At 67.1% G+C, this 23,681-nt stretch carries 26 protein-coding genes; 20 read left to right on the top strand and 6 right to left on the bottom strand.

Annotation, left to right across the window (positions count from 1 at the left end; genetic code table 11):
• Positions 1–170: 170 nt before the first annotated feature.
• The 3 genes from D892_RS0106240 (at position 171) to D892_RS0106230 (ending at position 1,705) form a co-directional block, all read left to right on the top strand.
• Complete coding sequence (locus D892_RS0106240) at positions 171–785, top strand: Uma2 family endonuclease (RefSeq protein ID WP_024800421.1); 615 nt, start codon at positions 171–173, stop codon at positions 783–785.
• A gap of 270 nt (positions 786–1,055) precedes the next feature.
• Positions 1,056–1,244, top strand: a complete 189-nt coding sequence (locus tag D892_RS0106235) for a hypothetical protein (RefSeq protein WP_024800420.1) — start codon at positions 1,056–1,058, stop codon at positions 1,242–1,244.
• On the top strand, positions 1,244–1,705 hold the full coding sequence (locus tag D892_RS0106230; RefSeq protein WP_156959405.1) for a hypothetical protein: 462 nt from the start codon (positions 1,244–1,246) through the stop codon (positions 1,703–1,705). Before D892_RS0106235 ends, D892_RS0106230 begins: the two co-directional genes overlap by 1 nt.
• A 609-nt stretch (positions 1,706–2,314) precedes the next feature.
• Here D892_RS0106230 and D892_RS0106220 read toward each other — a convergent pair.
• Positions 2,315–3,121 carry a helix-turn-helix domain-containing protein gene (locus D892_RS0106220; RefSeq protein WP_024800418.1) on the bottom strand — a complete coding sequence of 269 codons (807 nt, stop codon included), beginning with the start codon at positions 3,119–3,121 and terminating at the stop codon, positions 2,315–2,317.
• A 107-nt stretch (positions 3,122–3,228) separates the two neighbouring features.
• On the opposite strand from D892_RS0106220, the gene D892_RS0106215 reads away from it, so the two are divergent.
• Positions 3,229–4,473, top strand: coding sequence for a cytochrome P450 (locus D892_RS0106215; RefSeq protein WP_024800417.1), 1,245 nt, complete (start codon positions 3,229–3,231; stop codon positions 4,471–4,473).
• A 70-nt stretch (positions 4,474–4,543) separates the two neighbouring features.
• On the opposite strand, the gene D892_RS0106210 is transcribed toward D892_RS0106215, so the two are convergent.
• Both D892_RS0106210 and D892_RS0106205 read right to left on the bottom strand, forming a co-directional pair.
• Positions 4,544–4,855, bottom strand: coding sequence for a helix-turn-helix domain-containing protein (locus D892_RS0106210; protein WP_024800416.1), 312 nt, complete (start codon positions 4,853–4,855; stop codon positions 4,544–4,546).
• A gap of 1 nt (position 4,856) precedes the next feature.
• On the bottom strand, positions 4,857–5,180 hold the full coding sequence (locus D892_RS0106205) for a type II toxin-antitoxin system RelE/ParE family toxin (protein WP_232236008.1): 324 nt from the start codon (positions 5,178–5,180) through the stop codon (positions 4,857–4,859).
• Between the two features lie 457 nt (positions 5,181–5,637).
• Here D892_RS0106205 and rpsH point away from each other — a divergent pair, with 457 nt between their 5' ends.
• The 11 genes from rpsH to D892_RS0106150 all read left to right on the top strand — a co-directional run bounded on the left by rpsH (position 5,638) and on the right by D892_RS0106150 (position 13,841).
• Positions 5,638–6,036, top strand: coding sequence for a 30S ribosomal protein S8 (gene rpsH, locus D892_RS0106200; protein ID WP_024800414.1), 399 nt, complete (start codon positions 5,638–5,640; stop codon positions 6,034–6,036).
• Between the two features lie 15 nt (positions 6,037–6,051).
• A complete protein-coding gene (rplF, locus tag D892_RS0106195) occupies positions 6,052–6,591 on the top strand; it encodes a 50S ribosomal protein L6 (protein WP_024800413.1) in 540 nt (179 codons plus the stop codon).
• Between the two features lie 3 nt (positions 6,592–6,594).
• Positions 6,595–7,026: a 50S ribosomal protein L18 gene (gene rplR, locus D892_RS0106190; protein ID WP_051499010.1), complete on the top strand. Its 432-nt coding sequence runs from the start codon at positions 6,595–6,597 to the stop codon at positions 7,024–7,026.
• Between the two features lie 43 nt (positions 7,027–7,069).
• Positions 7,070–7,705 (top strand): 30S ribosomal protein S5, encoded by a 636-nt coding sequence (rpsE, locus tag D892_RS0106185; protein ID WP_024800411.1) that lies wholly within the window; start codon positions 7,070–7,072, stop codon positions 7,703–7,705.
• Position 7,706: 1 nt separating this feature from the next.
• Positions 7,707–7,919, top strand: a complete 213-nt coding sequence (rpmD, locus tag D892_RS0106180; RefSeq protein WP_024800410.1) for a 50S ribosomal protein L30 — start codon at positions 7,707–7,709, stop codon at positions 7,917–7,919.
• On the top strand, positions 7,916–8,362 hold the full coding sequence (rplO, locus tag D892_RS0106175) for a 50S ribosomal protein L15 (protein ID WP_024800409.1): 447 nt from the start codon (positions 7,916–7,918) through the stop codon (positions 8,360–8,362). Before rpmD ends, rplO begins: the two co-directional genes overlap by 4 nt.
• Positions 8,363–8,570: 208 nt before the next feature.
• A complete protein-coding gene (gene secY / locus D892_RS0106170) occupies positions 8,571–9,890 on the top strand; it encodes a preprotein translocase subunit SecY (protein WP_024800408.1) in 1,320 nt (439 codons plus the stop codon).
• Positions 9,887–10,432, top strand: coding sequence for an adenylate kinase (locus D892_RS0106165; protein ID WP_024800407.1), 546 nt, complete (start codon positions 9,887–9,889; stop codon positions 10,430–10,432). The genes secY and D892_RS0106165 overlap by 4 nt, the downstream gene beginning before the upstream one ends.
• A gap of 5 nt (positions 10,433–10,437) precedes the next feature.
• Positions 10,438–11,238, top strand: coding sequence for a type I methionyl aminopeptidase (map, locus tag D892_RS0106160; RefSeq protein WP_024800406.1), 801 nt, complete (start codon positions 10,438–10,440; stop codon positions 11,236–11,238).
• 317 nt (positions 11,239–11,555) lie between these two features.
• On the top strand, positions 11,556–11,852 hold the full coding sequence (locus tag D892_RS0106155; protein ID WP_024800405.1) for a WXG100 family type VII secretion target: 297 nt from the start codon (positions 11,556–11,558) through the stop codon (positions 11,850–11,852).
• Positions 11,853–11,879: 27 nt separating this feature from the next.
• Positions 11,880–13,841 carry a hypothetical protein gene (locus tag D892_RS0106150; protein ID WP_024800404.1) on the top strand — a complete coding sequence of 654 codons (1,962 nt, stop codon included), beginning with the start codon at positions 11,880–11,882 and terminating at the stop codon, positions 13,839–13,841.
• Between the two features lie 45 nt (positions 13,842–13,886).
• On the opposite strand, the gene D892_RS0106145 is transcribed toward D892_RS0106150, so the two are convergent.
• Positions 13,887–14,105: a hypothetical protein gene (locus D892_RS0106145; RefSeq protein WP_024800403.1), complete on the bottom strand. Its 219-nt coding sequence runs from the start codon at positions 14,103–14,105 to the stop codon at positions 13,887–13,889.
• Positions 14,106–14,548: 443 nt separating this feature from the next.
• Between D892_RS0106145 and D892_RS0106140 the strand changes: the two genes are divergently transcribed.
• Both D892_RS0106140 and D892_RS0106135 read left to right on the top strand, forming a co-directional pair.
• Complete coding sequence (locus tag D892_RS0106140) at positions 14,549–17,191, top strand: hypothetical protein (protein ID WP_024800402.1); 2,643 nt, start codon at positions 14,549–14,551, stop codon at positions 17,189–17,191.
• Positions 17,192–17,210: 19 nt separating this feature from the next.
• Positions 17,211–17,522 (top strand): hypothetical protein, encoded by a 312-nt coding sequence (locus tag D892_RS0106135; RefSeq protein ID WP_024800401.1) that lies wholly within the window; start codon positions 17,211–17,213, stop codon positions 17,520–17,522.
• A gap of 17 nt (positions 17,523–17,539) precedes the next feature.
• Here the strand turns inward: D892_RS0106135 and dtd are convergent, their stop codons facing one another.
• Positions 17,540–17,983 carry a D-aminoacyl-tRNA deacylase gene (gene dtd / locus D892_RS0106130; protein WP_024800400.1) on the bottom strand — a complete coding sequence of 148 codons (444 nt, stop codon included), beginning with the start codon at positions 17,981–17,983 and terminating at the stop codon, positions 17,540–17,542.
• 85 nt (positions 17,984–18,068) lie between these two features.
• Here dtd and D892_RS40540 point away from each other — a divergent pair, with 85 nt between their 5' ends.
• Positions 18,069–18,533 (top strand): YbaB/EbfC family nucleoid-associated protein, encoded by a 465-nt coding sequence (locus D892_RS40540; RefSeq protein WP_024800399.1) that lies wholly within the window; start codon positions 18,069–18,071, stop codon positions 18,531–18,533.
• A gap of 28 nt (positions 18,534–18,561) precedes the next feature.
• On the opposite strand, the gene D892_RS0106120 is transcribed toward D892_RS40540, so the two are convergent.
• Positions 18,562–19,344, bottom strand: coding sequence for a MerR family transcriptional regulator (locus D892_RS0106120; protein WP_024800398.1), 783 nt, complete (start codon positions 19,342–19,344; stop codon positions 18,562–18,564).
• Positions 19,345–19,649: 305 nt separating this feature from the next.
• On the opposite strand from D892_RS0106120, the gene D892_RS0106115 reads away from it, so the two are divergent.
• Positions 19,650–21,218: an amino acid permease gene (locus tag D892_RS0106115; RefSeq protein ID WP_024800397.1), complete on the top strand. Its 1,569-nt coding sequence runs from the start codon at positions 19,650–19,652 to the stop codon at positions 21,216–21,218.
• Positions 21,219–21,347: 129 nt separating this feature from the next.
• Positions 21,348–23,660, top strand: a complete 2,313-nt coding sequence (locus D892_RS0106110; protein WP_024800396.1) for a serine/threonine-protein kinase — start codon at positions 21,348–21,350, stop codon at positions 23,658–23,660.
• Positions 23,661–23,681 lie beyond the last annotated feature (21 nt).

The raw sequence follows: 23,681 nt of genomic DNA, 5'->3' as shown, positions 1-23,681 counted from the left end.
CGCTTTCGCGTATCGCGACCATGCCGAGGTGGTCCGGGGCGGTGATCACGTGCCTTGTCGGCGGGACGCGGCAACCCGCTGAAGCGCATGGGCATGAGGTATTGCGGCTATGCTGGCGGTAGTTCCGGATGCGCACGACGGACCGCCGGCGTACGAGGTGAGGAGGAGCTGTGAGTGCTGCACTCGATTTCGGCTCGTCCTTCGGATCGGGTCCGTACACTGCGGACGATCTCCACAACAGCCCCGAGGAGGGGAAGGGCTTCGAACTGTGGAACGGATGGCTGATCGAGAAGATATCGCCCTCGTTGCGCCACAATCGGATGAGCAGGGGACTGCGTTGTTTGTTCATCGAGGCGGCTCGGCGTGCCGGAGCCGATGTGTTGGTCGACGGCGGTGAATACGAGTTCATTTTTCCGGCGGGGATTCGAAAACCCGACGTCTTCGTCATTGATGCCAAGGCCGAAGAAACGGGTTTCGCGGAGGGGGAGACCTACCTCGACCCCTCCGATCTGTCCCTCATAGTCGAGGTCGTTTCGCCACGCAGTGGCAGTGAGGCCCACGATCGGACAATCAAACGGGGCGAGTACGCGGCGGCAGGCGTGCCCCACTACTGGATCGTCGATTTTCGTCCGACCCCACGTATCGAAGCTCTCCACCTCGATGCCGGCCACTACGTCCGCACGGCCCTCGCGACCGGCGATGAGACACTGGTAGTGGATCAGCCCTTCGAGATCAGCGTTACTCCCAACGCGCTCTACGACCTCGGCCGGCGCGACTTCGCCTGATGCTGACCTGACCACCACATCGTTCAAATGACAAGTTCGAGAAGCCGGACAGCCCGTTCCGCATCGCGGTCTCGGTGGACATGCTCGATACCGGTCTCGATGTGCCCGCGGTGGTGAACCTGGTATTCGCGAAACTGGTTCGCTCCCAGATGAAGTTCTGGGAGATGCTGGGCCGGGGTACTGTTTCGTATTCGTGCCGACCTGCTGTGCGACCTCGACCATCTCGAGCAACCCGGTCGGCGTCCCGGCCATACGCCCGAGGGCGAGCCGGTGAGCAATTCCGATCTGCGCTGGCAATTGGCCGACCGCCTGCGGGTGGAAATGGCGTACATGAATCAGCGCAATCTCGAGGTGCGCCGGAAACTCCGCTACGTGGACGAGTTCAGCAAGCCTGACAGCTGGGATGTGATCACTCCAGAGGCAAGCCTCGGAGACTACCAATGGTCGGGAGAGATTTGATGCCGGAGAATCTGCGCCGGGTGAGCATCCGTTGGATATGGATTCCGACGGTGGCTGTGCTGCTGGTGGTGTCACTGGCAAGTTGTGGTTCTCAGCAAACATCGAATGGCCCGTTGCAGTCGATCGGTGAGTGCGGAGGTATTCACTTCCCCGATGGCGTGAACCCCCTTGCGAATCGGCGCGAACCGGTCTCGGGGGTCGACATTGTGGAGGTGGTAGCCGATCTGCCGGACGGCAAAGTGCATGAGTTCGAGGCGAAATCCTCACTTGGTGAGTTCAAACCAGGTGTCCCGAACTACTGGCGTAGCGAATATTGGAAGTACGGCGCAGTCGCCGACGTCCTGCAATCCGATGTCGCAAACAAGTACTACGAGGACTTCGACGGGGACCGGTACCGATGGATTGTCATTCACAATCTCGGTGACGGCAAGACTCGTGTATTTGTCCGCACGTCATGCTGAACTCCAATAAATCAACGAAACTCATCCTGGGGGGCGCCGCTTCATCGCGGGGCACCATTTTATCGTCCCAATATCTGATTGGTGTATCCCATTTATTGAGACTGGCGACATGTGTTGCCCACGGAAGTGCGGGCTCCCTCTCGTCGGTGGCGTGTGAGAGCGTCTTGTCTGGGCTCGAATCATTCGGAGCGGCAGTGTGTTCGGCCTGCGCTTCGGCGAGCCCGGGATGGTAGAAGGGAGTGAGACCCTATGGGGGACATGGCTTGTTCGGTGCCTTCGCCGCCGCCTGCGACTTGCGTTGCTCTTCCCGGATCGCCGGGGAGCGCGAATGCCGACGAACGGGTGTTCAAGTTGGCGGGTGCCGCGGTGGAGGCGCAGCCGGACGAGGAGCGCGTCGGCGCGGCGCCACCGCCGGGCGGCCAGAACATTCGAATCAATCTCTCGACCCTCTCGGCCGAGATCTACCCTCAGGGCCCTTCCTCCCAGTGCGGCCCCCGCAGCCCGGAGTAGCTCACCAAGCCGAAGTCCGCTGTCAGTGTGTACTCCTGGCGGCGACTCGCGGGAAACTGTGCAATGCCTGCACGCTCGTCCGGCGATGATCTGCGCGTGCTAGTCCAGGGGGCGGAGGCGGCCTCGGGAGCGGACGATGGGGAGGTGGTGTTGCATCTGCCAGTTCTCCATGATCATGGCGTAGCGCTTGCCGGCGACGTTCAGGTGTGCCTCGTTGCTCATCGGGCGGGCGTAGATCACGTGTTGCGCGTCCCACAGGCGGCGGAACTCGGGGAACTGCCACAGGCGCCGGTGTGATTCCTGGGCCCACTCGGTGTGGCCGTAGCGGCCCATCATTCCGCGATGGATCGCGACGCCCTGCCGGACCTGGTCCTCCCAGTTGATCATCACCTCTCGCGCTTCCTCGGTGAACGACCACTCCATCATGTAGATGCCCGGCCGGTGGGTCGGGAAGGTGTCGTAGTACGCGCGGTTGGCCGCGATCAGGCGGCGTTGGGGCGCGTAGAAGGACACCAGGTCGTCGGCCTCCTCCATCTCGGTGCGCATGATGGGTGACACCGCCTCGAGGAACGTTTCCAGCGGCGGCATCTCCATCGTCGAATCCAGCCCCGCCAGGCCCGGATACGGCGAGGCGTAGCCGGCCAGGTCGCAGACGTAGCGCCACTCGTCCTCGTCGGCGTGGTACGTGCTCGCCAGCAGGCGCAGGATGCCGACGTCGACCTGGCCGACCTCGTCGCGTTCGACCTTGGTCAGATAACTGGCCGTGATGTGCGCTTCGGCGGCGGCCTTCTCCCGGCTCAGCTTCCGGTTCGCGGGCAGGAGCCCGGCCTCGCGGCGGCGGTGCTCCTCGCGCTGCCTGAGGAAGGCAAGGTAGCGCCCCAACGTGGGGTTTTCGGGCTCGCGCATAGTGTTCGGGCATCCTCCACCGGTCGGGTATGCACTGGGAGTGTATACACCGTCTCGGACGGTTCCCGCGGCGCGGAAATGATCTTCGCGCTGCTAGGTTGCGAGCCATGGGTTATGAGGCCGGTTCCGTAACGGAGGGATGGACAGCGGAGCCGGTCGACCTGACCGAGGAGTTCTATCTGAACCCGCACGGTGTGTACGCGCGGTTGCGCGAGCGCGGGCCCGTGCATTACGTCCGATTCCCCGATTCCAGCACCGGATGGCTGGTCACCGGATACGAAGCGGCCAAACAGGTGTTCACGGATCCGTCGATCAGCAAGGAGCTCGGGTCGGCCGGGGCGCGCGCGGCGGCGACCGCCCACGGCGCTCGTGGACAAGTCGCCGGCGGCATGTTCGCGGACATGATGATCTTTCACGATCCGCCCGAGCACACCCGGCTGCGGGCGCTGGTCAATCGGGCATTCGGCAGCCGCGCCGTGCGCGAGTTGGAGCCGCGGGTCACCGAGATCGCCGACGGCCTGCTGGCCGGCCTGGCCGGCGGCGCCGACGATGTCCAGGACCTGTTGGAGGGCTACGCCTTTCCGCTCGGGATGCTGATGATCTGCGAGCTGCTCGGTGTGCCGCACGAGGACCGCGACAGGTTCCGGGCATGGTCGGCGGTACTGATGTCCGGTGACGAAACCCGGGATACCAGAACGGATTCCGTGCGGGAGTTCGTCGGCTACATCGATCAGCTGATTCGCGCCAAGGGCGCGGCCCCGGGACAGGACGTGCTGTCCGAGCTGATCGCCGCGCGCGAGGACGGCGACCGGCTCTCGCACCGGGAACTGATCAGCATGGTCTTCGTCCTGCTGGTCGCCGGCTTCGAGACGACGGTCAACCTCATCGGCAACGCGGTCGCAAAGTTGCTGACCGACAAGGACTCTCGTCGCCCGCTGCTGGACGATCCCGGCCGTATCCCGGCCTTCGTCGAGGAGGTCCTGCGCTACCGGTCGCCCACGCGCGAAACCACGTTCCGCTATACGACGGCTCCGATCACCTTGGCCGGCAACGATATTCCGCCCGGACAGATCATCGTGGTCTCGGTGGCCGCCGCCAACAGGGACCCGAACCACTTCGCCGACGCCCACCGTTTCGACCCGGACCGCCCCGACAACCACCACGTCGCCTTCGGCCACGGCATCCACCACTGCGTCGGCGCCCCCCTGGCCCGAATGGAAGGCGCCGTAGCCCTCACCCGCCTCCTTGCCGAATACCCCGCCCTCGAGCTGGCCGACGGCGCCACCCTCGAATGGCGCAAGAGCCTCGTCATCCGCGGCCTGACCGCCCTCCCCGTCCGCCTGCGCCCCTGAAACTCCGCCCGGAGCCGCGCCGGAACCGAGCCCCTTGTGGAGGGGAGGGCTCGGTTCCGGTCCTGGTCGGCTAAGCGGCCTTACCGGCGAAGCGGACCAGTAGTTCCGCACCTTTGAACGACAGGTTCAGCTCCGCTTCCAGAGCGATGGACAGTCGATGCAGGAGCGGCAGTGTGGGGGTGACGTCGCCGCCCTCCAATCGGCTGATCTGTGGCTGCGTCATATCCGCACGACGGGCCAGCTCCGATTGCGTGATCCCGAGTGCGGTCCGGCGATCGTGCACGGCCTGCGCGAGTGCGAACGCGTCGGCCGCGGCAACATAATCCGGGTCGGCCTTGTGAGCCGCCGGAACCTTCCATGTGGTGTGCGTTCCACGGCCCATGTCAATCCTCCTGGAAGCTGCGGTCGTACGAGTGAACAGCCGGACTGTGGTCGGTGGCGCAGACCTTTTGGGCCTGCATGGCTCGCTCGATCTGAAGCGTCTCGCGCATGCGGGTCTTTCGGAACACCGTCAGCAGCACCAAACGCCGGTCGGGCGCGAGCCAGTAGGTGATGCGCATCGCGTTGGCGCTCAGATGGAACCGCAATTCTCGTAATGGTCCACCTAGATGTCGCGTCCACGGCTCGCCCAGCGCGGCTGGATCCGCAGCGAGACGATCAACCTTGAACTCCACCGAGCGGTACTCCGCCTTCGTCAGGGTGTCCAACCACTCGTGAACCTCTGGCTCGAGTTCGATGTCGTATGGATGGTCACTGGGAAACTGATATACAACAGAATACATAACTGCTGGCCCCCCTCAATGGATCGGTGGTGCACCGCCCCTTCGATAGCTATTCGGAGCCGGACCGGTCGAGGGTGGGCGTGACATGAACGCCCGGTTGGAACTCGGTCGCCGCGATGTCGCCCGAAGATCGAAGACCGATAGGGTTCGCACCGGTCCGACCCCGATTTTGTCCCGTCGGGCCCCTTGTCTACACTGGGCAAGTTGCCTGGGCCCCTGTGTGTCCATCTTCGTATGTGCGCTGCCCGGGCGATACGTACTCATGACCGGTCGGCAAGACTGCCGGCCGGCCCAGCCGAATTGCTGTAGGCCCACGATCCGCGTGCCGGTAGGTGCGTGGATGTTGGATGGGAACCGCGGCGAGAAAGGTGACGGTCAACCTATGACCATGACTGATCCGATCGCAGACTTCCTGACCCGTCTGCGCAACGCCAACTCGGCGTACCACGATCAGGTGAAGGCACCGCACTCGAAGCTCAAGGCGAACATCGCCGAGATCCTGAAGCGCGAGGGCTACATCGCCGACTTCCACACCGAAGAGGCGCCCGTCGGCCAGACCCTGATCGTCGACCTGAAGTACGGCCAGAGCCGGGAGCGCAGCCTGCAGGGTGTGCGCCGCGTCTCGAAGCCGGGACTGCGGGTGTACGCGAAATCCACCAACCTGCCCAAGGTGCTGGGCGGCCTCGGCGTGGCGATCATCTCCACGTCGCGGGGCCTGCTCACCGACCGTCAGGCCAAGCAGCAGGGTGTAGGCGGGGAAGTCCTCGCCTACGTCTGGTAAGGGAGGTAGGAACTAATGTCGCGTATCGGTAAGAGGCCGGTTCCGGTTCCCGCCGGTGTCGAGGTGACCATCGAAGGCCAGCACGTGTCGGTCAAGGGCCCCAAGGGCACCCTGTCGCACACGATCGCCGAGCCGATCACGGTCGATCGCGCCGAGAGCGGGGAGCTGGAGATCACCCGCCCCGACGACGAGCGCCGCAACCGCTCGCTGCACGGGCTGACCCGCACCCTGATCAACAACATGATCGTGGGCGTCACGCAGGGCTACGAGAAGAAGATGGAGATCTTCGGCGTCGGCTACCGCGTGCAGCAGAAGGGCTCGAACCTGGAGTTCGCCCTGGGGTACAGCCACCCGGTGCCGATCGAGGCGCCCGAGGACATCACCTTCGCGGTGGAGAGCCCCACCAAGTTCTCGGTCTCCGGCATCGATAAGCAGCGGGTCGGCCAGGTCGCCGCGGTGATCCATCGCCTGCGGAAGCCCGACCCGTACAAGGGCAAGGGCATTCGCTACGAGGGCGAGGTCATCCGTCGCAAGGAAGGGAAGACGGGTAAGTAAGCCATGGCTTCTAAGACTGAAACGAAGGCCGGCTCGACCACGGCCGGCGCCGTGGTGCGCAAGCCGCTCGGCAAGGACGTGTCGACCCGTCGCCGGGTCGCCAAGACGCGCCGCCACTTCCGTCTGCGCAAGAAGGTCGTCGGGACCACCGTGCGCCCGCGTCTGGTCGTGTTCCGCTCCTCGCGGCATCTGCACGCCCAGCTGGTGGACGACACGGTCGGCAAGACCGTCGCCTCCGCCTCGTCGGTCGAGGCCGACGTGCGCGCCCTGGACGGCGACAAGACCGCCAAGGGCAAGAAGGTCGGCGAGCTGATCGCCGCCCGCGCCAAGGCCGCCGGCGTGGAGGCCGTGGTGTTCGACCGCGGCGGCCACGATTACCACGGCCGCATCGCCGCCCTGGCGGATGCCGCTCGGGAAGGCGGGTTGAAATTCTGATGCGGAGCACTCGGAAGATGAAGCTGAACGGAAGGAACGTCTGATGCCGGGACGTCAACGGCGTGACGGCGGAAGCGGACCCGCCGGACAGAACAACGAAGGTGGCCGCCAGGAGCGTGGCGGCGGTCGGGACCGCCGCGGTGACCGTCGCGACAATGCCGCCGAGAAGAACCAGCTCGAGCGCGTCGTCGCGATCAACCGCGTGTCCAAGGTCGTCAAGGGTGGTCGGCGCTTCAGCTTCACCGCCCTGGTGATCGTGGGCGACGGCAACGGCATGGTCGGTGTCGGTTACGGCAAGGCCAAGGAAGTGCCGGCGGCCATCCAGAAGGGTGTCGAGGAGGCGCGCAAGAACTTCTTCCGCGTCCCGATGATCGGCTCCACCATCACCCACCCGGTCCAGGGTGAGGAGGCCGCCGGTGTGGTCATGCTGCGCCCGGCCTCGCCCGGTACCGGTGTGATCGCCGGTGGTGCCGCGCGCGCCGTGCTGGAGTGCGCGGGCATCCACGACATCCTGGCCAAGTCGCTGGGTAGCGACAACGCGATCAACGTCGTGCACGCGACCGTGGCCGCCCTGAAGCTGCTGCAGCGCCCGGAGGAGGTGGCGGCCCGCCGCGGCCTGCCGCTCGAGGACGTCGCACCGGCGGGCATGCTGCGGGCTCGTGCGGGAGTGGGAGCTTGACATGGCACAACTGAAGGTGACCCAGATCAGGTCCACGATCGGCGCCAAGAGGAATCAGCGCGAGTCGCTTCGCACCCTCGGACTGAAGGGCATCCGCAAGTCCGTGATCCGCGAGGACAACTCTCAGAACCGCGGGCTGATCAACGTCGTGCGCCACCTCGTTACCGTTGAGGAGGTTGCTGGGAGCGCAGCGACCAAAGGAGGCGCGGCATGACCCCCATTAAATTGCACCATCTGCGCCCGGCGCCCGGCGCCAAGACCGAGAAGATGCGTGTCGGTCGCGGTGAGGCGTCGAAGGGTAAGACGGCGGGTCGCGGTACCAAGGGTACGAAGGCCCGCAAGAACGTGCCCGCCCGCTTCGAGGGCGGCCAGATGCCGATCCACATGCGGCTGCCGAAGCTGAAGGGCTTCACCAACCCGTTCCGCACCGAGTACCAGGTCGTGAACGTCGGTGATATCGCCCGGAAGTTCCCGGACGGCGGCGCGATCGGCAAGGACGAGCTGGTCTCCGCCGGTCTCGTTCGCAAGAACGAACTGGTGAAGGTTCTCGGCGAGGGCGAAATCGGTGTGGCCGTTCAGGTTTCCGCCGACAAGTTCTCCGGCTCCGCCCGGGACAAGATCGCCGCCGCCGGTGGCACCGCTACCGAGCTGGGCTGACGATTACTCGGTTCGCAGCGGGAGCGCCGGCCGCGTCAAGCGGTCGGCAGGTCTCCAGGGACCGGCCGACGGGACCCCGTAGGGGGTTCGCGTACGCTGGCGCTGCCGAAACATAGAGCGGGCGCCGGACGGGTGAGAGCCCGTCCGGCGTCGCTGTTAAAGTCAAGTTGTTGTCTGTCTCGCCCCATGTCGCCAGCCAGGAGGATCTGTGCTTTCCGCCTTCGTGTCGGCCTTCCGGACCGCGGACCTACGGCGGAAGATTCTCTTCACGCTGGGCCTGATCTTGCTGTACCGCGTCGGTGCGTCGCTGCCGTCGCCCGGCGTGGACTACAAGGTGGTCCGCAAGTGTGTCGATCAGGTCTCCGGCGAGTCGGGCGGTATCTACCAGCTCATCAACCTGTTCTCCGGTGGTGCGCTGCTGCAGCTTTCGGTGTTCGCGATCGGCATCATGCCCTACATCACCGCGAGCATCATCATCCAGTTGCTGACGGTCGTCATTCCGCGCTTCGAGGAGCTGCGCAAGGAAGGCCAGTCCGGCCAGACCAAGATGACGCAGTACACCCGGTACCTGTCGATCGCGCTGGCGATCCTGCAGGCCACCGGTCTGGTCGCGCTCGCCGCCCGGGGGCAGCTGCTGCAGAACTGTAAGGAAGACATTCTCGCCGATACCAGCATCTTCGGCATGATCATCATCGTGCTGGTGATGACCGCCGGCGCGGCGCTGGTGATGTGGTTCGGCGAGCAGATCACCGAGCGTGGCGTCGGCAACGGCATGTCGTTGCTGATCTTCGCCGGTATCGCGGCCCGAATCCCCAGCGAGGGCAAGGCCATTCTGGACAGCAAGGGCGGGCTGATCTTCGGCCTGGTCTGTGTCGGCGCCTTCGCCGTGATCGTCGGCGTGATCTTCATCGAGCAGGGCCAGCGCCGCATTCCGGTGCAGTACGCCAAGCGCGTGGTCGGCCGCAAGATGTACGGCGGCTCCTCGACGTATCTGCCGCTCAAGGTCAACCAGGCCGGCGTGATCCCGGTGATCTTCGCGTCCTCGCTGCTGTATCTGCCGAACCTGGTGTCACAGCTCACCCAGGGGCAGAACCAGCAGGATCCCAGCTGGTGGCAGAAGATCATCCAGCAGTATCTGGTGAATCCGACCAACCCTTGGTACATCACGATCTACTTCGTAATGATCGTGTTCTTCACCTACTTCTACGTCGCGATCACCTTCAACCCGGAGGAGCGCGCTGACGAGATGAAGAAGTTCGGCGGCTTCATTCCCGGGTATCGTCCCGGTAAGCCGACCGCCGACTACCTGAACTTCGTCCTGAGCCGGATCACCCTCCCCGGTTCGCTCTACCTCGGCGCCGTGGCCGTGCTGCCGAACCTGTTCCTGAACTTCGGGAACTCCAGCGGATTGCAGAACCTGCCATTCGGTGGCACCGCCGTACTGATCGTCGTAAGCGTCGGCCTCGATACGGTCAAACAGATCGAGAGCCAACTGATGAACAGAAATTACGAAGGGTTCCTCAAGTGAGACTCGTACTGCTAGGACCGCCGGGTGCCGGCAAGGGCACGCAAGCCGAACTGTTGTCGGACAAGCTGGGTGTCCTGCACATCTCCACGGGGAATCTGTTCCGTGCGAACATCTCGCAGGAGACGCCCCTGGGCCGGGAGGCTCAGAAGTACCTGGATGCCGGCAACCTGGTGCCCAGCGACGTGACCAATCGCATGGTGTCTTCGCGCATCGCCGAACCGGATGCCGCGAACGGCTTCGTGCTCGACGGCTATCCGCGCACGGTCGACCAGGCCGAGGCGCTGGAGAAGATGCTCAAGGAAGCCGGATACGAACTCGACGCCGTGATCAGCTTCGAGGTCGCCGAGGACGTCGTGGTGAACCGCATGCTGGGTCGCGGCCGCGACGACGACACCGAGGACGTGATCCGCAACCGGATGCGGGTGTACCGCGAGGAGACCGAGCCGCTGCTGGAGTACTACGACGGGCTGGTCGTGGCGGTCGACGGGGTCGGCGAGATCGAAGAGGTCAACGGCCGGCTGCTGCGGGCGCTGGGTCGCTGACGCGGATGGTCTTCGGCCGCAAGCAGAAGAAGGTGGTGCCGTTCCGCACCACCGGTGAGCTGGACGCCATGGCCGCCGCCGGTGCCGTGGTGGGCCGGGCGCTGGTGGCCGTGCGCGCGGCGGCCAAGCCGGGCGTGTCCACGTTCGAGCTGGACGAGGTGGCCGAGCAGACCATTCGCGACGCCGGCGCGGTGCCGTCGTTCAAGGGCTATCACGGCTTTCCGGCCTCGATCTGCGCCTCGGTGAACGACCGTGTGGTACACGGGATTCCGGCGAAGGACGAGGTGCTGGCCGAGGGTGATCTGGCCTCGATCGACTGCGGCGCCATCCTGGACGGCTGGCACGGCGATTCGGCCTGGACCTTCGGTGTGGGTGAGATCATCGAGGCCGATCGGCTGCTGAGCGAGGCGACCAAGGTGTCGATGGAGGCCGGTATCGCGGCCATGCTGCCCGGTAACCGGCTCACCGATGTGTCGCACGCCATCGAGCTCGGCACCCGCGCGGCCGAGCGGGACCACGGCCGCAGCTACGGCATCGTCGACGGGTACGGCGGGCACGGCATCGGCCGGCAGATGCATATGGATCCGTTCCTGGCCAACGAGGGCGATCCGGGTAAGGGGCCGAAACTCGTTGTGGGGTCGGTGCTCGCGATCGAGCCGATGCTGACGCTGGGCACCACGCAGACCCGGGTTCTCGACGACGACTGGACCGTGGTGACCGAGGACGGCAGCCGCGCCGCGCACTGGGAGCACACGGTCGCCGTGACCGAGGACGGTCCGCGCATTCTCACGGTGCGGCCGGAATAGTTCGCCCGGCACGAATCCCGGGTCCGCCGCCTCTGTTCGTGAACGCGGGGCGGAACCCGCATCGGTTCCGTTGAGGCCGGGGCCGAATGCCAGGGGGCCGGGCATCATTCGGTCGTGACCGCGGCCGCGTACGTACCGTCAGGAATTCGTCAACAATCGTGTACCGCCCGGTTGGCTGCGGTCGCCGAGGACCGGCCGCGATGATCCGTGCACCGAGATGAGTTGTGCGGCAGGTGATGTCAGGACATCGTCAAGGGCCCTTCTGCTGGAGACGGCGGCTGTGTGATCGTCGGATCTCCGGGCGAAAGGGGTGTGCGATGGTTACCGAGGTCGGTGTGACGCCGAGTCGGCTGCGGCGGGCCGCCGGGGACATGGGATATCTCCGCGATCGGGTGCGCGGCGTTCTCGACAGGCTGGAGCATTCGCTGACGGCGCGCGGCGATGCCTGGGGCGACGACGGTTACGGCAGTGCGTTCGCCGACGGCGAGCAGGGCTACCGGGCGGCGCAGCGGAATCTGCGCGAGCAGATCGGTGCGATGTCGGCGACGATCGGCTCGTATTCCACCGGGCAGTATCGGGCCGCTGATCTGCTGGAGCGGCGGGATCACCTCTGACATGCGACCGCGCTAGGACGGACACGGGTGTCCATCGAACTTCCCGGCTGGCTGCATTGGCTCGGTTGGGTCGCCGGTTCGGCGTGGCCCGCGGGCGACGAGGACCGGATGCGGGCCATCGCCGACGACTGGCGCACGGCGGCGCGCGAACTGCGTGACCTGCTGCCGGACCTGACCGCCGCGAGCGACGCGACGGTGGCGGCCTACCCGTGGGGCGAGGGTGTCGAGGCGATGACCCGCGCCCTCGACAAGCTCGAGCACGGCGATCGTTCCGTCGAGCATCTGGCCGGCATCCTGGATCAGGTCGCCGAGGCGGCCGACGCGATGGCGGCCGAGATCGAATACACCAAGATCATGATCATCGGCTCGCTCGGCATGCTGGCGGTCGAGATCGCGGCCGCCTGGAGTTTTCCGCCGACCGCCTGGGCGACGCAGGCGATGGCCACGGCGGCAACCCGATGGGGCATCCGGATACTCGCCGAGCGGGCGCTGTCCACCATTCGCTCCGTGGTGCTCCGCCGGCTGCTGGGGGCGCTGCTGAAATTCACCGCGGAGCACGTGGCGCTGTCGACGGTGCTCGGTGCCGGGCAGGATCTGGCGATTCAGCTGGGGCAGACGGCGGCGGGGAATCGCGAGGGTGTGGACTGGAATCGGCTGGGCACCACGGCATTCGCCGCCGCGGCGGCCGGTGCTGCCGGTGGGCCCGCCGGGGCGCTGCTCGGCAGGGGAGCGTCGCGGGTGACTGCGCCGGGCGGGCGCTGGGGCGGGGCGGTCGCGGGTGCGGTCGTGGGATCGGCGGCGGGCACGATCGGTGGCGTCGCGTCGCTGGCGGCCGGGGGGATGCTGCACGACGGCTGGGCCTGGGACCCGCGGGTGGTGACCGCCGGACTGTCGTACGGCGGGCTGGTCGGCGGCGGCAGGAGATTTCGCTCGCACGGAGCGGGAGTGCCGCGGCTGGACGGGGCATTCACGGCGCCCGATCCGGCACGTATGGGTGGGCCGGACGGAAGTGCGATGGCGCCTCGACCGGAAAATCTTGCGGGGCCCCCAGATCGGACCGGAAGTGCTCCGGAGGGGCGGAGGGCAGCCGGCTCGGAGCAGGCAGGTGGTTCCAGGGACGGTGGCAGTGCATCCGGTCACCGACCGGAACAGACTGCGGGGCACCATATCGAGGAAGAGGGCAAGCCTCTCGACCTGACCTCCGAGATCCCGTATACGCCGAGGTACGCCCCCGACTATCCGGAGATTCCCGAGTACTCGGCCCCGGAGCCCCCGGCCGGCAACGTGTGGGAAGACCCGAATCCGGACCCCCATCCGCCGACGCGGCCGGAACCGGTCACGGGGGCCGAGTTGCCGAGATTGCCCGAGCTACCGGCGTCGGTGTGGCCGCCGCTGCCTGTGTCGCCGACATTGCCGATGGTGCTGCCCGGTGTGCCGACAGTGCCTCCCGATGGTCCGATATCGCCTGTGCCACAGGAGAGTTCGCCGATGGTTTCGCTCGGTGGGTGTTCTGAGAGCGAGCCGGGTGATGAGTATCGGAGGTTCGCGTTGCCCGGTGGCTCGGCGGGGGGCTCGGACGAGGGTGGGTTGCTTGTGCGGTCGCTTGCCGGGGGCGGTCATTTCGCAGAGCTGGATCCGCGGAGTGGGGAGATGCGGGTGGTCGTGCCCGCGTCGCCCGAGGTGAGCGCGGATCTTCGCGGTGTGGTGGGGTACTTCGACGATGTGCCGGCCGTGTTCTACCGCGACCGGTTCGGCCTGTCATTGCGGGTCGGCGGCTGGGTGGTGAACCTCGAGCAGCCCGGGATCGCCGTCGAATGGTCGCGGCTGGGCGAGAATGCCGCGGGGTTCCGGGTGTTGTCCGGTAGCGAGCCGATCTATGCGGTTCGCTACCGGAATACCGTGCCCGACAACGATATCGGGATGTTCATCCGCGATGTGCTCGGCAGCGAGGCGCGGCGTACCCGGCTGTTTCCGGGCGTTCGGCGCTGACTCGCGGGCGCGTCTCTCGGCCGGCCCGTCCGATCGCGGTGCTCGTTACTCGTGCAGTTCGGCGTGTAACCGGTGTTCGGTCATGGTGGTCAGGGGCACCAGGCCGTTCCATCCGCACGGGCGATCGCACGAGGCGAAGACGGTTCGGGTATCTCGCAGGGTGGTCGAAGCTCGTGCGGGATAACCGCATTCGGGGCATTTGCCGAAGAAGTCGAGTATTTCCCGCAGCTCCGCGGCGGGCGTCGACGGACTATGTTTGCGCATTCCGGTTGTTCTCCTGGCCCGGATCGGGCCGATGTTCAGACGTGAATCGGCTCGACGCTATCGGTGCCGGAACCGTAGAACGCCGGTTCCGCGCTCCGCTGTGCTTTTCACAAACGGCCACCGCGAGCCTTCCTCTCCGCCACAGTCGGCACGAATGCGGCGCGGTTACCACCGTGGTGCCGGAGCCCGTCCGAGACGGTGACTTCCGGTTGCCGAGAGCGCGTTTCCACCGGACGCAGTCCCGTTTGCCGCATCGAACCTGCGGGGTAACTCGCCGTCACCGAGTATCCGGCTCGTGGCCGGGAGGGCGAAGGATGTCTCGTCGAGTTTGCTTGTGCGCCACCGAGAATTCAATGGAGTGCGGTCAGGTAGAGGTGCCACCGATTCGAGGAGGTAGCGATGCGGACCGGAGGGACAGTGCGGGGCGGTGCGGACGCGCGCCGATGAGCATCGAGATGCCCCCCGCGCTGCAATGGCTGGCCTGGGTCGCGGGAACGAGCTGGCCCGACGGTGACGAGGACCACGCGTGGCAGGATTCGGCCGCCTGGAAGACGGCCGCCGACGAGTTGAAGGCGCTGATAGGACAGATCGATCAGGCCAAGCAGGCCACCATGGAGGCGTACTCGGACGGGGAGGCCGCGACCGCGATGGGTGCGCGGTTCGACGAGCTCCGCACCGGTGACATGTCGCTGGAAAAGCTGGCGGAGATGTTGCAGACCATCTCCGACTCGACGTTCGACATGGGCACGCAGATCCAGGGGATCAAGCTCACCGTCGTCGTCTCGCTGGGCGTGCTCGCGCTGGAGATCATGTGGGCGTGGATGTTTCCGCCCACCGCGCCGGCCGTGGAGGCGGCGGCCGTGTCGAGCACCCGGTCGTTCCTCAAGGTGGCCGAGGACATCGTGCAGAACAACATCATGAGACTGGCCGCGAGCGCCGGCGCCAAGACGGAGCAGCGCCTGTTCTGGAAACGAATTCTCAGTGGCCAACTCGTCGCGCCGACGGCGAAGGGCTGGGGCGTGTACAGCGCCAGGGCCATCGAGAACGCGGCCATGGCGATGGGTATCGACGGGGCGGTGCAGGGTGGGCAGATGGCGGACGGCAAGCGCCGGCACTTCAACGGTACGCAGTTCGGAGTGTCCGGGCTGGCCGCCGCGGCGGGGGTGATCCCGGGCCGCGAGGTGGCCCGGTTCATGGGGGAATACAGCCACAAACTGTTCAAGAATCAGCTGGACAACCTGGCGGGCCGGACCTTTCGCGGTGCCGTGATCGGCGGTACCGCGGGCGTTGTCAGTACGGTGTTCGGAAATATCGCCGTCGGGGCGGTGACCGGGGACTGGTCCGCGTTCGGTTCGGGGCCCGGCTGGACCGGCGGTGCCGCTCGCGGTGCCATCACCGGCGGGGCCCGGGGCCTGTTCGCGAAGAGTTCGCCGATCACCTCGTCGGATATTCGCTACCCCTTCTGGATGCACAAGTCGGGTCAGCCGCGCGGTGGTGACAGTCCGAACCGGGCGCCGGGGAGCACCGGGGAATCGAACGGGGGAACCGGTTCTACGCGAGGTGGGGAAGGGTCCACGCGGGGTCCGGACGGATCTGTGCGAGGTCCGGAGGGGTCCACGCGCGATCAGAACAGTTCGACGCAGGGGTTGTACGGTTCGACGCGCGATCAGAACAGCCGGAACGGTTCGACGCAGGGGCTGTACGGTTCGACGGGCGACCAGAACAGTCAGAACGGTTCGATGCGGGGGCAAGACGGTTCGACCGGCGACCGGAACAGCTCGACCCAGGGGCAGTACGGTTCCACCCGGGGACAGACGAACGGTACACCGCTCGGCGGCGAGATTCAGGGTGGTCTGCCGGGTAACCGGGGAGAGACCTGGATTCCGCTACAGAATATGCAGAGTGCGGGGAACGGCTCGCTGCATCCGAGCGCGGGGGGATTCGGGGACGGCGGTTCGGCAGTGGTCGATCGGCCCGGTGGGGAGGGGGTGGTCGGTCCGGGGCAGCAGGGGCGCCAGGGGGAGCAGGTGGTGGTGTGGTACGACGATGGGCCGCAGACGGTGTGGCTCGACGGGGCGTCGGTGAACACCCGGCCGAGTGGGGAAAGTCCGGTCGTCACCGGTTCGGAGTTTCAGGCGGATGTGTCCACCGTCGGATCGCGGGGTAGCGAAGACGGGGTCGTGGTGAACGGCACCACGCCCGGATGGCAGCCACCGACATCGTTCGGTTCGTCGATCGACGCGCCCGGGTGGCAGCCATCGAATACGTTCGTGCACGGCGGTTCCGGGCTCGATGGCTCCTCGCCGGTGCCGCCGGGGCGCGTGCCGATAAGCGACGGTGTTTCGTCGGTGTCGTCCGGTCCGGTGAACAGCAATCCCTCACCGGTGTCGTCGCTGCACGGTTCGGGAGGCAGCGGGCCGATACGTGTGCAGCCGCCGACATCGATACTCACCGGGCAGGGGTCGGGGGTGCTGCCCCCGCCGCAGCCGTCGACGGCGAATCCTGGTGGGGGGATCACGAATACCGGTGGCGGCACGACGAATGTCGTTGCCGGATCGGGAAATTCGACGCACGGATCCGGCGGGTCGACGGGCTCCGGCAATTCGTCCGGTGGCCGGTCGGGCGGTGGCAGCCAGCACGGCGACGACCACCATGGCGACCACCACGGCCCCTACGGCGACATCTACAAAGAGATCAGCCCGTTCCTCGGGGAGGGCAAGGATCTGCGGGCCAAGGCGCGTCCGCGATACCTGCGCGGCACGGAACCGTTGCCCGGCCCGTTCCACCCGGCCGACGCCCCGGAGTGGGGCGAGTGGCTGCCGCCCGGTGCGTACCCGGCGCCCGACGAGGACGAATCGAATTCCGGCGAGAACGGGCCGGATTCCCCGGGGGATGGGCAGGGTTCGAACGAGAACGGCCCTGCGGACGAGCCGGGTTCGAACGGGAACGAGTCGAATTCCCCTGGGGACGGGCAAGGTTCGAACGAGAACGGGCCGGACTCCCAGGGGGACGGCCCGAAGGCCGGCGCGGGGCCGGATGCCGGCGGCGGGAATCCCGATATTCCATTCACGTTGGGTCAACAGTAGCGAGTGAGGTCGAACGATCATGGCGGGAAGAGTCGAAGTCGATCCGGATCAACTGCGCGATGCCGCACAACTGTCCGAGGATCTGGCCAAACAGATCCGCGACACGGCGCAACGGCTGGAAAGCACGCTGGCGGGCGTGGAATCCGGCGCCAATCAGCCGTGGGGCGACGACAGCATGGGCAAGAAGTTCAGCGAGGGCGACAAGGGCTACAAGGCGTCGCGGAAGAACCTGCAGGAAGGTCTCGGCGGAATCGCGACGACGTTCCAGGAGATCGCCGACGGCCAGCGCGACGCGGCCGCCGTGATGCACGGCACGGACCAGGTGGCGTAATGGTTCTCGGGTCGTGCTCAGCCCTCCAGCAGGATCGTCACCGGACCGTCGTTGACCAGTTCGACGCGCATGTGTGCGCCGAATCGGCCGGTGGCCACGGTGGCGCCCAGCGTGCGCAGGGACTCGGCGAAGGTTTCGACCAGCGGTTCGGCGACCGGGCCCGGTGCGGCGGCCGACCAGGACGGCCGGCGGCCCTTCGCGGTGTCGGCGTAGAGGGTGAACTGGCTGACCACCAGGATGGGCGCGCCCAGGTCGGCGGCGGACCGCTCGCCGTCGAGGATCCGCAGCCGGAACAGCTTGTCGGCCACCGTTTTCGCGGTGTCGGCCGTATCGCTGTGGGTCACGCCGACCAGTGCGAGCAGGCCGTGCGGCGCACCCGCGGCGGCGGGATCGATGCTCCCGACGACCTCGTCGCCGACCTCGACGCGTGCCGAGTTCACCCGCTGCACAAGTACTCGCATGTTCGTGATCATCGCAGACCGGCCGGGGCGGGACGGCCGCGGACGGGGAGCCCGATTCCCCGGAAACCGACGACCGGAGGTTCGAATGCCCAATGAGCGCTTGCAGGCCGACGCCGCGACCCTGCTGGAGGGGATCGACGAACAGCTGCGCGGGATCGCCGAAGTACAGCTGCGGCGGTCGAAGCTGACGGCCACGGCCGCCGCCTACGACCGGCGGATCGAGGTGACGGTGAACGCCGACGGTGTGCTGATCGAGACCAAGCTGGCCGAGGATCTGTCGGATCTGACCAACGACGAGATCGCCGAGGCGATCACCTACACCGCGCAGGCCGCCGCCGAGCATGTGCGCGAACGGGCCCGCAAGCTGATGGAACCGCTGCTGGAACGGCGCAACCGGTTGCCGAAACTCTCCGAAATCGTCGAGGGCGCACCGGATCTGGGCTCGCTGCTGCCGCTCGCGCCGGAACCGCCGACCGCTCTGCCGGACGAATCGGATGAGGATCGGCCGTCCGACGGTTCCGCCCCCTCGATGATCTTCGGGCGGGGTTGACGTCGGCTGTGCGCCACCGTTCGATGGTTTATCGGCCGCCGGCCGGTTCGGTCCGGTCGGGCGGCTCGTCCTCCAGGTCCCTGGTGATGTGCTCGAGGTACCGCGCCACGAACTGATCGACCAGTTCGGCCGAGACCCTGCCGGGCAGCGCCCGGACGCTGCTCAGCTGCGCGGTGAACTCGGCGACGTCGTGCGGGGTGCGCCCGGACTGCCGGAAGGTCTCCGCCGCGGTGTTCTGGAACAGGTCCGCGAAGCGCCGGGCGATGTGGTCGCAGTCGGCGCGCAGTCGTTCCAGCTCGTCCAGGATGTAGGCCTGCTGGGTCCCCGACGCGGGCAGTTGTTCGGCGAAACGGACGAGCTGGGGATCGCGCACGCGATAGGTGGTGGCGTCGACCGGTTCGTACAGTCCCGCCGCGACCACGCGCGCCAGACCGTTCGGGACGTCGCGGTAACGCTCCATGAGTTCGGTTGCGGCAATGGTCTTTTCGGCCGCGGGCTGCGGCCGTCCCGCACCGGGGGCGGGGCCGCCCGCGGCATCGGTCTGCAAGGAGACGCCGAGTACGGCACCCAGGTCGTCGCCGCGGTCCCAGGCGTCGAGCAGTTCCCGGATACCGCTCAGTTTGATGCCGCGGTCGAGCAGCCGGCTGATCACGCGCACCCGGTCCAGATGCTGGGCTCCGTAGAACCCGGTTCGGCCCTTCAGGCGCGGCGGCGGCAGCAGGCCGCGCTCCTGATAGGCGCGCAGACTGCGCACGGTCATGCCGGACTCACGCGCCAGCTCGTCGATCGTGAACTCCGCACCGGATGCCATACCTCAAGGAAACCACACCGAAATGAAGCCCCCGGCCGATGAGTGCGCCGGGCGGCCGCGGCGAGGGAAACGGTGTTATCGGCCCGCGAAAATTGCTGTCTCATAGCTGAGTTGCGCAGAATGCCTGGCGCAAGCGGCGTTATCGCGGCGCGTTCCCGGTAGGGGCAACCGTGGGGTTATCGATCGGTGCGCCCCGAAAGATTTCCGGGCCGTTACAAGTTCGTTCACCGGTTGTATGTGCCATCGTTTGGAGGTACGTTCCATTGACCGATGGTATGGTCGACATCACATGGAAGGTCCCAGTTATGACCACCGTTCAACCCCACCCAGACGCGGAGGCAGCTGCCGCACGTGCGCTGGACGCCGAGGACGCCGGTTATCACAAGGCCCTGCGTCCCCGGCAGCTACAGATGATTGCTATCGGAGGCGCGATCGGCACCGGGCTGTTTCTCGGCGCGGGCGGTCGGTTGAAGGAGGCGGGCGCCGGCCTGTTCATCGCGTACGCGGTGTGCGGCGTGTTCGTGTTCTTCATCCTGCGGGCACTGGGCGAACTGGTGCTGCACCGGCCGTCCTCCGGCTCGTTCGTCTCCTATGCCCGGGAGTTCCACGGCGAGAAGATGGCCTTCGGCGTCGGCTGGATGTACTTCTTCCACTGGTGTATGACCGGCATCGTCGATATCACCGCGATCGCCACCTACATGCACTACTGGGGAGCGTTCAAGGCGATTCCACAGTGGTCGATCGCGCTGATCGCGCTGGCGATCGTCGTGGCCATCAACATGGTCTCGGTGCGCTGGTTCGGTGAGATGGAGTTCTGGGCCGCACTGATCAAGGTCGTCGCGCTGGTCGGCTTCCTGATCGTCGGCACGATCTTCCTCGCCGGGCGGTTCACCATCGACGGCGCCCAGACCGGGCTCAGCGTGATCAGTGACCACGGCGGACTGCTGCCGAGCGGCGTGCTGCCCCTGGTGCTGTCCACCACCGGCGTCGTATTCGCCTACGCCGCAGTGGAACTCGTCGGTACCGCCGCGGGCGAGACCGAGAATCCGGCCAAGATCATGCCGCGCGCGATCAACTCGGTGATCGCCCGTATCGCACTGTTCTACGTCGGGTCGCTGGTGCTGCTCGCGCTGCTGCTGCCCTACACCGCCTTCAAGTCCGGCGAGAGCCCGTTCGTGACCTTCTTCTCCAAGCTGGGCCTGGGCGGCGCCGGCTCGGTGATGAACCTCGTCGTGCTCACCGCGGCCTTCTCGAGCCTGAACGCCGGCCTCTACTCCACCGGCCGGATCCTGCGCTCCATGTCGATGAACGGCAGCGCCCCCTCGGTGGCGTCCCGGATGTCCAAGCAGGGCGTGCCGTACGTGGGCATTCTCGCCACCGGAACGGTCGCCCTGGCCGGTGTCGGACTCAACGCCATCGTGCCGGAGAAGGCGTTCGAGATCGTGCTGAACATGTCCGCGCTGGGCACCATCACGGCATGGGCGGCGATCCTGCTGTGCCAGATGAAGCTGGTGCAGTGGTCTCGTGAGGGCCGGGTCGAGCGACCCTCGTTCCGCCTGATGGGTGCGCCCTACACCAACATCGCGGCGCTGATCTTCATGGCGCTGGTGGTCGTGCTGATGCTGTTCGGCGAGGACGACACCCAGCGCGGCGCCGTCATCGCGATGGTGGTGATCATGCTGCCGCTGCTGGTCGGCGGCTGGTTCCTGGCCCGTCGCCGGGTGCTGCGCATGGCCGCTGTACGTGAGGGGTACACCGGCCAGTTCCCTGTGCTCGCCGAGCGTCCCCTGGAACACCGCGAAGGCCAGGCCGCCGAGGACAAGTCCGCCCCGAGCGGCGGCGCCACCGGCGGTGATGAGGCAGAATCGCGATAATGCCCGTCGGTCCCGGACACCCCTGTGACGCCAACCGGGACCGACTCCGGACGCTCCGCAGGACGGATGATCTCCGTCCTGCGGAGCGGTTCAGGTTGTGGGCCGATACGAGTAGGTCTGAGAGGTCGAATGCCGGACGATGCCACCGTTTCCGGCCACCAGCACTCGCACACCCGAGCGAGCCGTCAGGTGCCGGATATCGATCCGACCCGCCGTTGGCCCACCCGCCGCGCCGATGCCGTCGAGGCCGGCTTCCTACCTCCGGGCGATGAGGGTCCGGAGGATACGGACGTGCTCGAGCCGGGTTCGGGCCGCGCGGGGGTGCGGTCCCGGCCCAGCGTCCGGCGGCTCGGCGCGGGCCTGGTGACGCTGCCCGAAACGACGTCCACCGATCCGGCCATGGCGATGCTGGCCGACCCCGAGGTGCCCGAGGACAAGCGATTCTGCTGGAAGTGCCGCCAGCCGGTCGGGCGTTCGAACGGCGCGGAGCGGGCCCGCTCGACCGGCATCTGCACGCACTGCGAGGCGCCGTTCAACTTCCGGCCGCTGCTCGAGCCCGGCGAGGTGGTGGCCGATCAGTACGAGGTCCGGGGTTGCCTGGCCTACGGCGGGCTGGGCTGGATCTACCTGGCCCGCGACCGCAATGTCAGCAGCCGCTGGGTGGTGCTGAAGGGGCTGCAGAATCCGCTCGACTTCGAGGCCAATGTGGTGGCGCTCGCCGAACGCCAATTCCTTTCGGAGATGGCACATCCGGCGATCGTGAAGATCTTCAACTTCGTCACCCACCGGACCGTCGACAACATCGCGTGCGGCTACATCGTGATGGAGTACATCGGCGGCAGCTCGCTGCGGACCATGCTCGACCAGCGTTCGCCGGTGCGCCTCCCGGTCGCCGAGGCCATCGTCTACGTGATGGAGATCCTGCCCGCGCTGGACTACCTGCACTCGTGCGGACTCGCCTACAACGATCTCAAGCCCGACAACATCATGGTGACCGCGGACGAGGTCAAGCTCATCGATCTCGGCGCCGTCGCCGCCCGGGAGTCCGGCGGAAACCTGTACGGCACACAGGGTTACCAGGCACCCGAATACGTGCAGACGGGGCCGACCGTCGCCTCCGACATCTATACGGTCGCGCGCACGCTGGCCGCGCTGACGGTGCAGATGCCCACCGATGCGGAGGGCAACAAGCTGCCGGGACTGCCCGCGCCGGACCGGGAACCGGTGCTGCGCCGGTACCCCACCTTCGACCGGCTGCTGCGCCGGGCCTCCGATCCCGATCCGGCCCGGCGGTTCCCGTCGACCTTCGCGATGTACCGGCAGCTCGGCGGGGTGTTGCGGGCCGTGCTCGCCGAGGACCACGACCGCGGCTATCCGCAGGTGTCCGCGGTCTTCGGTGCGCCCCGAGGCGATTTCGGCGTCACCACGCTGCTGCGGCAGACCGACGGGATCATCGACGGACGGCATCGTCCGCCCGCCCTGGAGGTGTCGAATGTGCTTGCCGCGCTGCCTGTTCCGTTGATCGACGCCGAAGACCCCAGCGCCGAGATGCTGTCGCCGCTGCTGCACGGCGATCCGAACCAGGCGCTGGAAACGCTGCGGCTGCACCGCGACAACGTGGCCGCGGGGGCGATGGGGGCGCCGGCCTCCTTCGAACTGGAGGCGGGGCTCGCCGCGGTGCGCGCGAATCTCGATCTGCGCGAGGTGGATCGGGCCCGTGCCGAACTGGACCGGCTGCGCCCGGCGTATCCCGCGGACTGGCGGATCGACTGGTACTGCGGTATCGCCGAATTCAGCGACGGGAACTTCGAGCGGGCCTACCGGCATTTCGACGCGGTGCACGGCACGGTACCGGGCGAGGTCGCTCCGCAACTGGCCCTGGCCGCCACCGCCGAACTGCTGTTGCAGGCCAGCGCGGCGGACGATTCCGAGCGGTGGCGGGCGGCGGCGTCGGAGTACTACCGCGCGGTCTGGCGGGTCGACCGGGGAATGGCGAGCGCGGCCTTCGGCCTGGCGCGCCGCCAGGTCGCCGACGGCGACGGCGACGCGGCGGTGGCGACGCTGCAACAGGTGCCGGAGGTGTCGCGGCATTTCAACGCGGCGCGCCTGACCGCGTGCCTGCTGGTGGTCTCCCGGCCGCCGGCCGAGCTGACCGAGGAGCACCTGAGTGTCGCGGAGGCCCGGCTGCGGGCGCTGTGGGACGACCCGCGCCGGTTGCAGATTCAGGCCGTGGTGCTCGGGGCGGCGCTGGCCTGGGTGCGCGCCGACGGTCGTCCGGGGTCGCCGGACGCGACGATCCTGGATGTTCCGTACACCACGGCGGGGTTGCGGGAGGGCCTGGAGTCGGTGCTGCGGACCGCCGCGCGCACCTCGCCGCGCCGGCTGCACCGCTACGCGCTGATCGACCTCGCGAATCGGGTCCGGCCACGATCGCGCTGGTGAACCACGGCCGAAAACCGTTCC

The sequence above is a fragment of the Nocardia sp. BMG51109 genome, from assembly GCF_000526215.1.
GTDB lineage: Bacteria > Actinomycetota > Actinomycetes > Mycobacteriales > Mycobacteriaceae > Nocardia.
Note: the sequence above shows the minus strand (reverse complement) of the source record. Positions and strands in the feature narration are given on the sequence as shown.

Bases quoted from the DNA above. Each gene is read 5' to 3' on its own strand.
- rplF (WP_024800413.1), top strand. From the start codon at position 6,052: ATGTCGCGTATCGGTAAGAGGCCGGTTCCGGTTCCCGCCGGTGTCGAG.
- D892_RS0106210 (WP_024800416.1), bottom strand. From the start codon at position 4,855: ATGGGCCGTGGAACGCACACCACATGGAAGGTTCCGGCGGCTCACAAG.
- rplO (WP_024800409.1), top strand. From the start codon at position 7,916: ATGACCCCCATTAAATTGCACCATCTGCGCCCGGCGCCCGGCGCCAAG.
- rpsH (WP_024800414.1), top strand. From the start codon at position 5,638: ATGACCATGACTGATCCGATCGCAGACTTCCTGACCCGTCTGCGCAAC.
- D892_RS0106110 (WP_024800396.1), top strand. From the start codon at position 21,348: ATGCCGGACGATGCCACCGTTTCCGGCCACCAGCACTCGCACACCCGA.
- D892_RS0106145 (WP_024800403.1), bottom strand. From the start codon at position 14,105: ATGCGCAAACATAGTCCGTCGACGCCCGCCGCGGAGCTGCGGGAAATA.
- rpmD (WP_024800410.1), top strand. From the start codon at position 7,707: ATGGCACAACTGAAGGTGACCCAGATCAGGTCCACGATCGGCGCCAAG.
- D892_RS0106140 (WP_024800402.1), top strand. From the start codon at position 14,549: ATGAGCATCGAGATGCCCCCCGCGCTGCAATGGCTGGCCTGGGTCGCG.
- D892_RS0106120 (WP_024800398.1), bottom strand. From the start codon at position 19,344: ATGGCATCCGGTGCGGAGTTCACGATCGACGAGCTGGCGCGTGAGTCC.
- rplR (WP_051499010.1), top strand. From the start codon at position 6,595: ATGGCTTCTAAGACTGAAACGAAGGCCGGCTCGACCACGGCCGGCGCC.
- D892_RS0106215 (WP_024800417.1), top strand. From the start codon at position 3,229: ATGGGTTATGAGGCCGGTTCCGTAACGGAGGGATGGACAGCGGAGCCG.
- dtd (WP_024800400.1), bottom strand. From the start codon at position 17,983: ATGCGAGTACTTGTGCAGCGGGTGAACTCGGCACGCGTCGAGGTCGGC.
- D892_RS0106135 (WP_024800401.1), top strand. From the start codon at position 17,211: ATGGCGGGAAGAGTCGAAGTCGATCCGGATCAACTGCGCGATGCCGCA.
- D892_RS0106115 (WP_024800397.1), top strand. From the start codon at position 19,650: ATGACCACCGTTCAACCCCACCCAGACGCGGAGGCAGCTGCCGCACGT.
- D892_RS0106220 (WP_024800418.1), bottom strand. From the start codon at position 3,121: ATGCGCGAGCCCGAAAACCCCACGTTGGGGCGCTACCTTGCCTTCCTC.
- map (WP_024800406.1), top strand. From the start codon at position 10,438: ATGGTCTTCGGCCGCAAGCAGAAGAAGGTGGTGCCGTTCCGCACCACC.
- D892_RS0106230 (WP_156959405.1), top strand. From the start codon at position 1,244: ATGCCGGAGAATCTGCGCCGGGTGAGCATCCGTTGGATATGGATTCCG.
- rpsE (WP_024800411.1), top strand. From the start codon at position 7,070: ATGCCGGGACGTCAACGGCGTGACGGCGGAAGCGGACCCGCCGGACAG.
- D892_RS0106155 (WP_024800405.1), top strand. From the start codon at position 11,556: ATGGTTACCGAGGTCGGTGTGACGCCGAGTCGGCTGCGGCGGGCCGCC.
- D892_RS40540 (WP_024800399.1), top strand. From the start codon at position 18,069: ATGCCCAATGAGCGCTTGCAGGCCGACGCCGCGACCCTGCTGGAGGGG.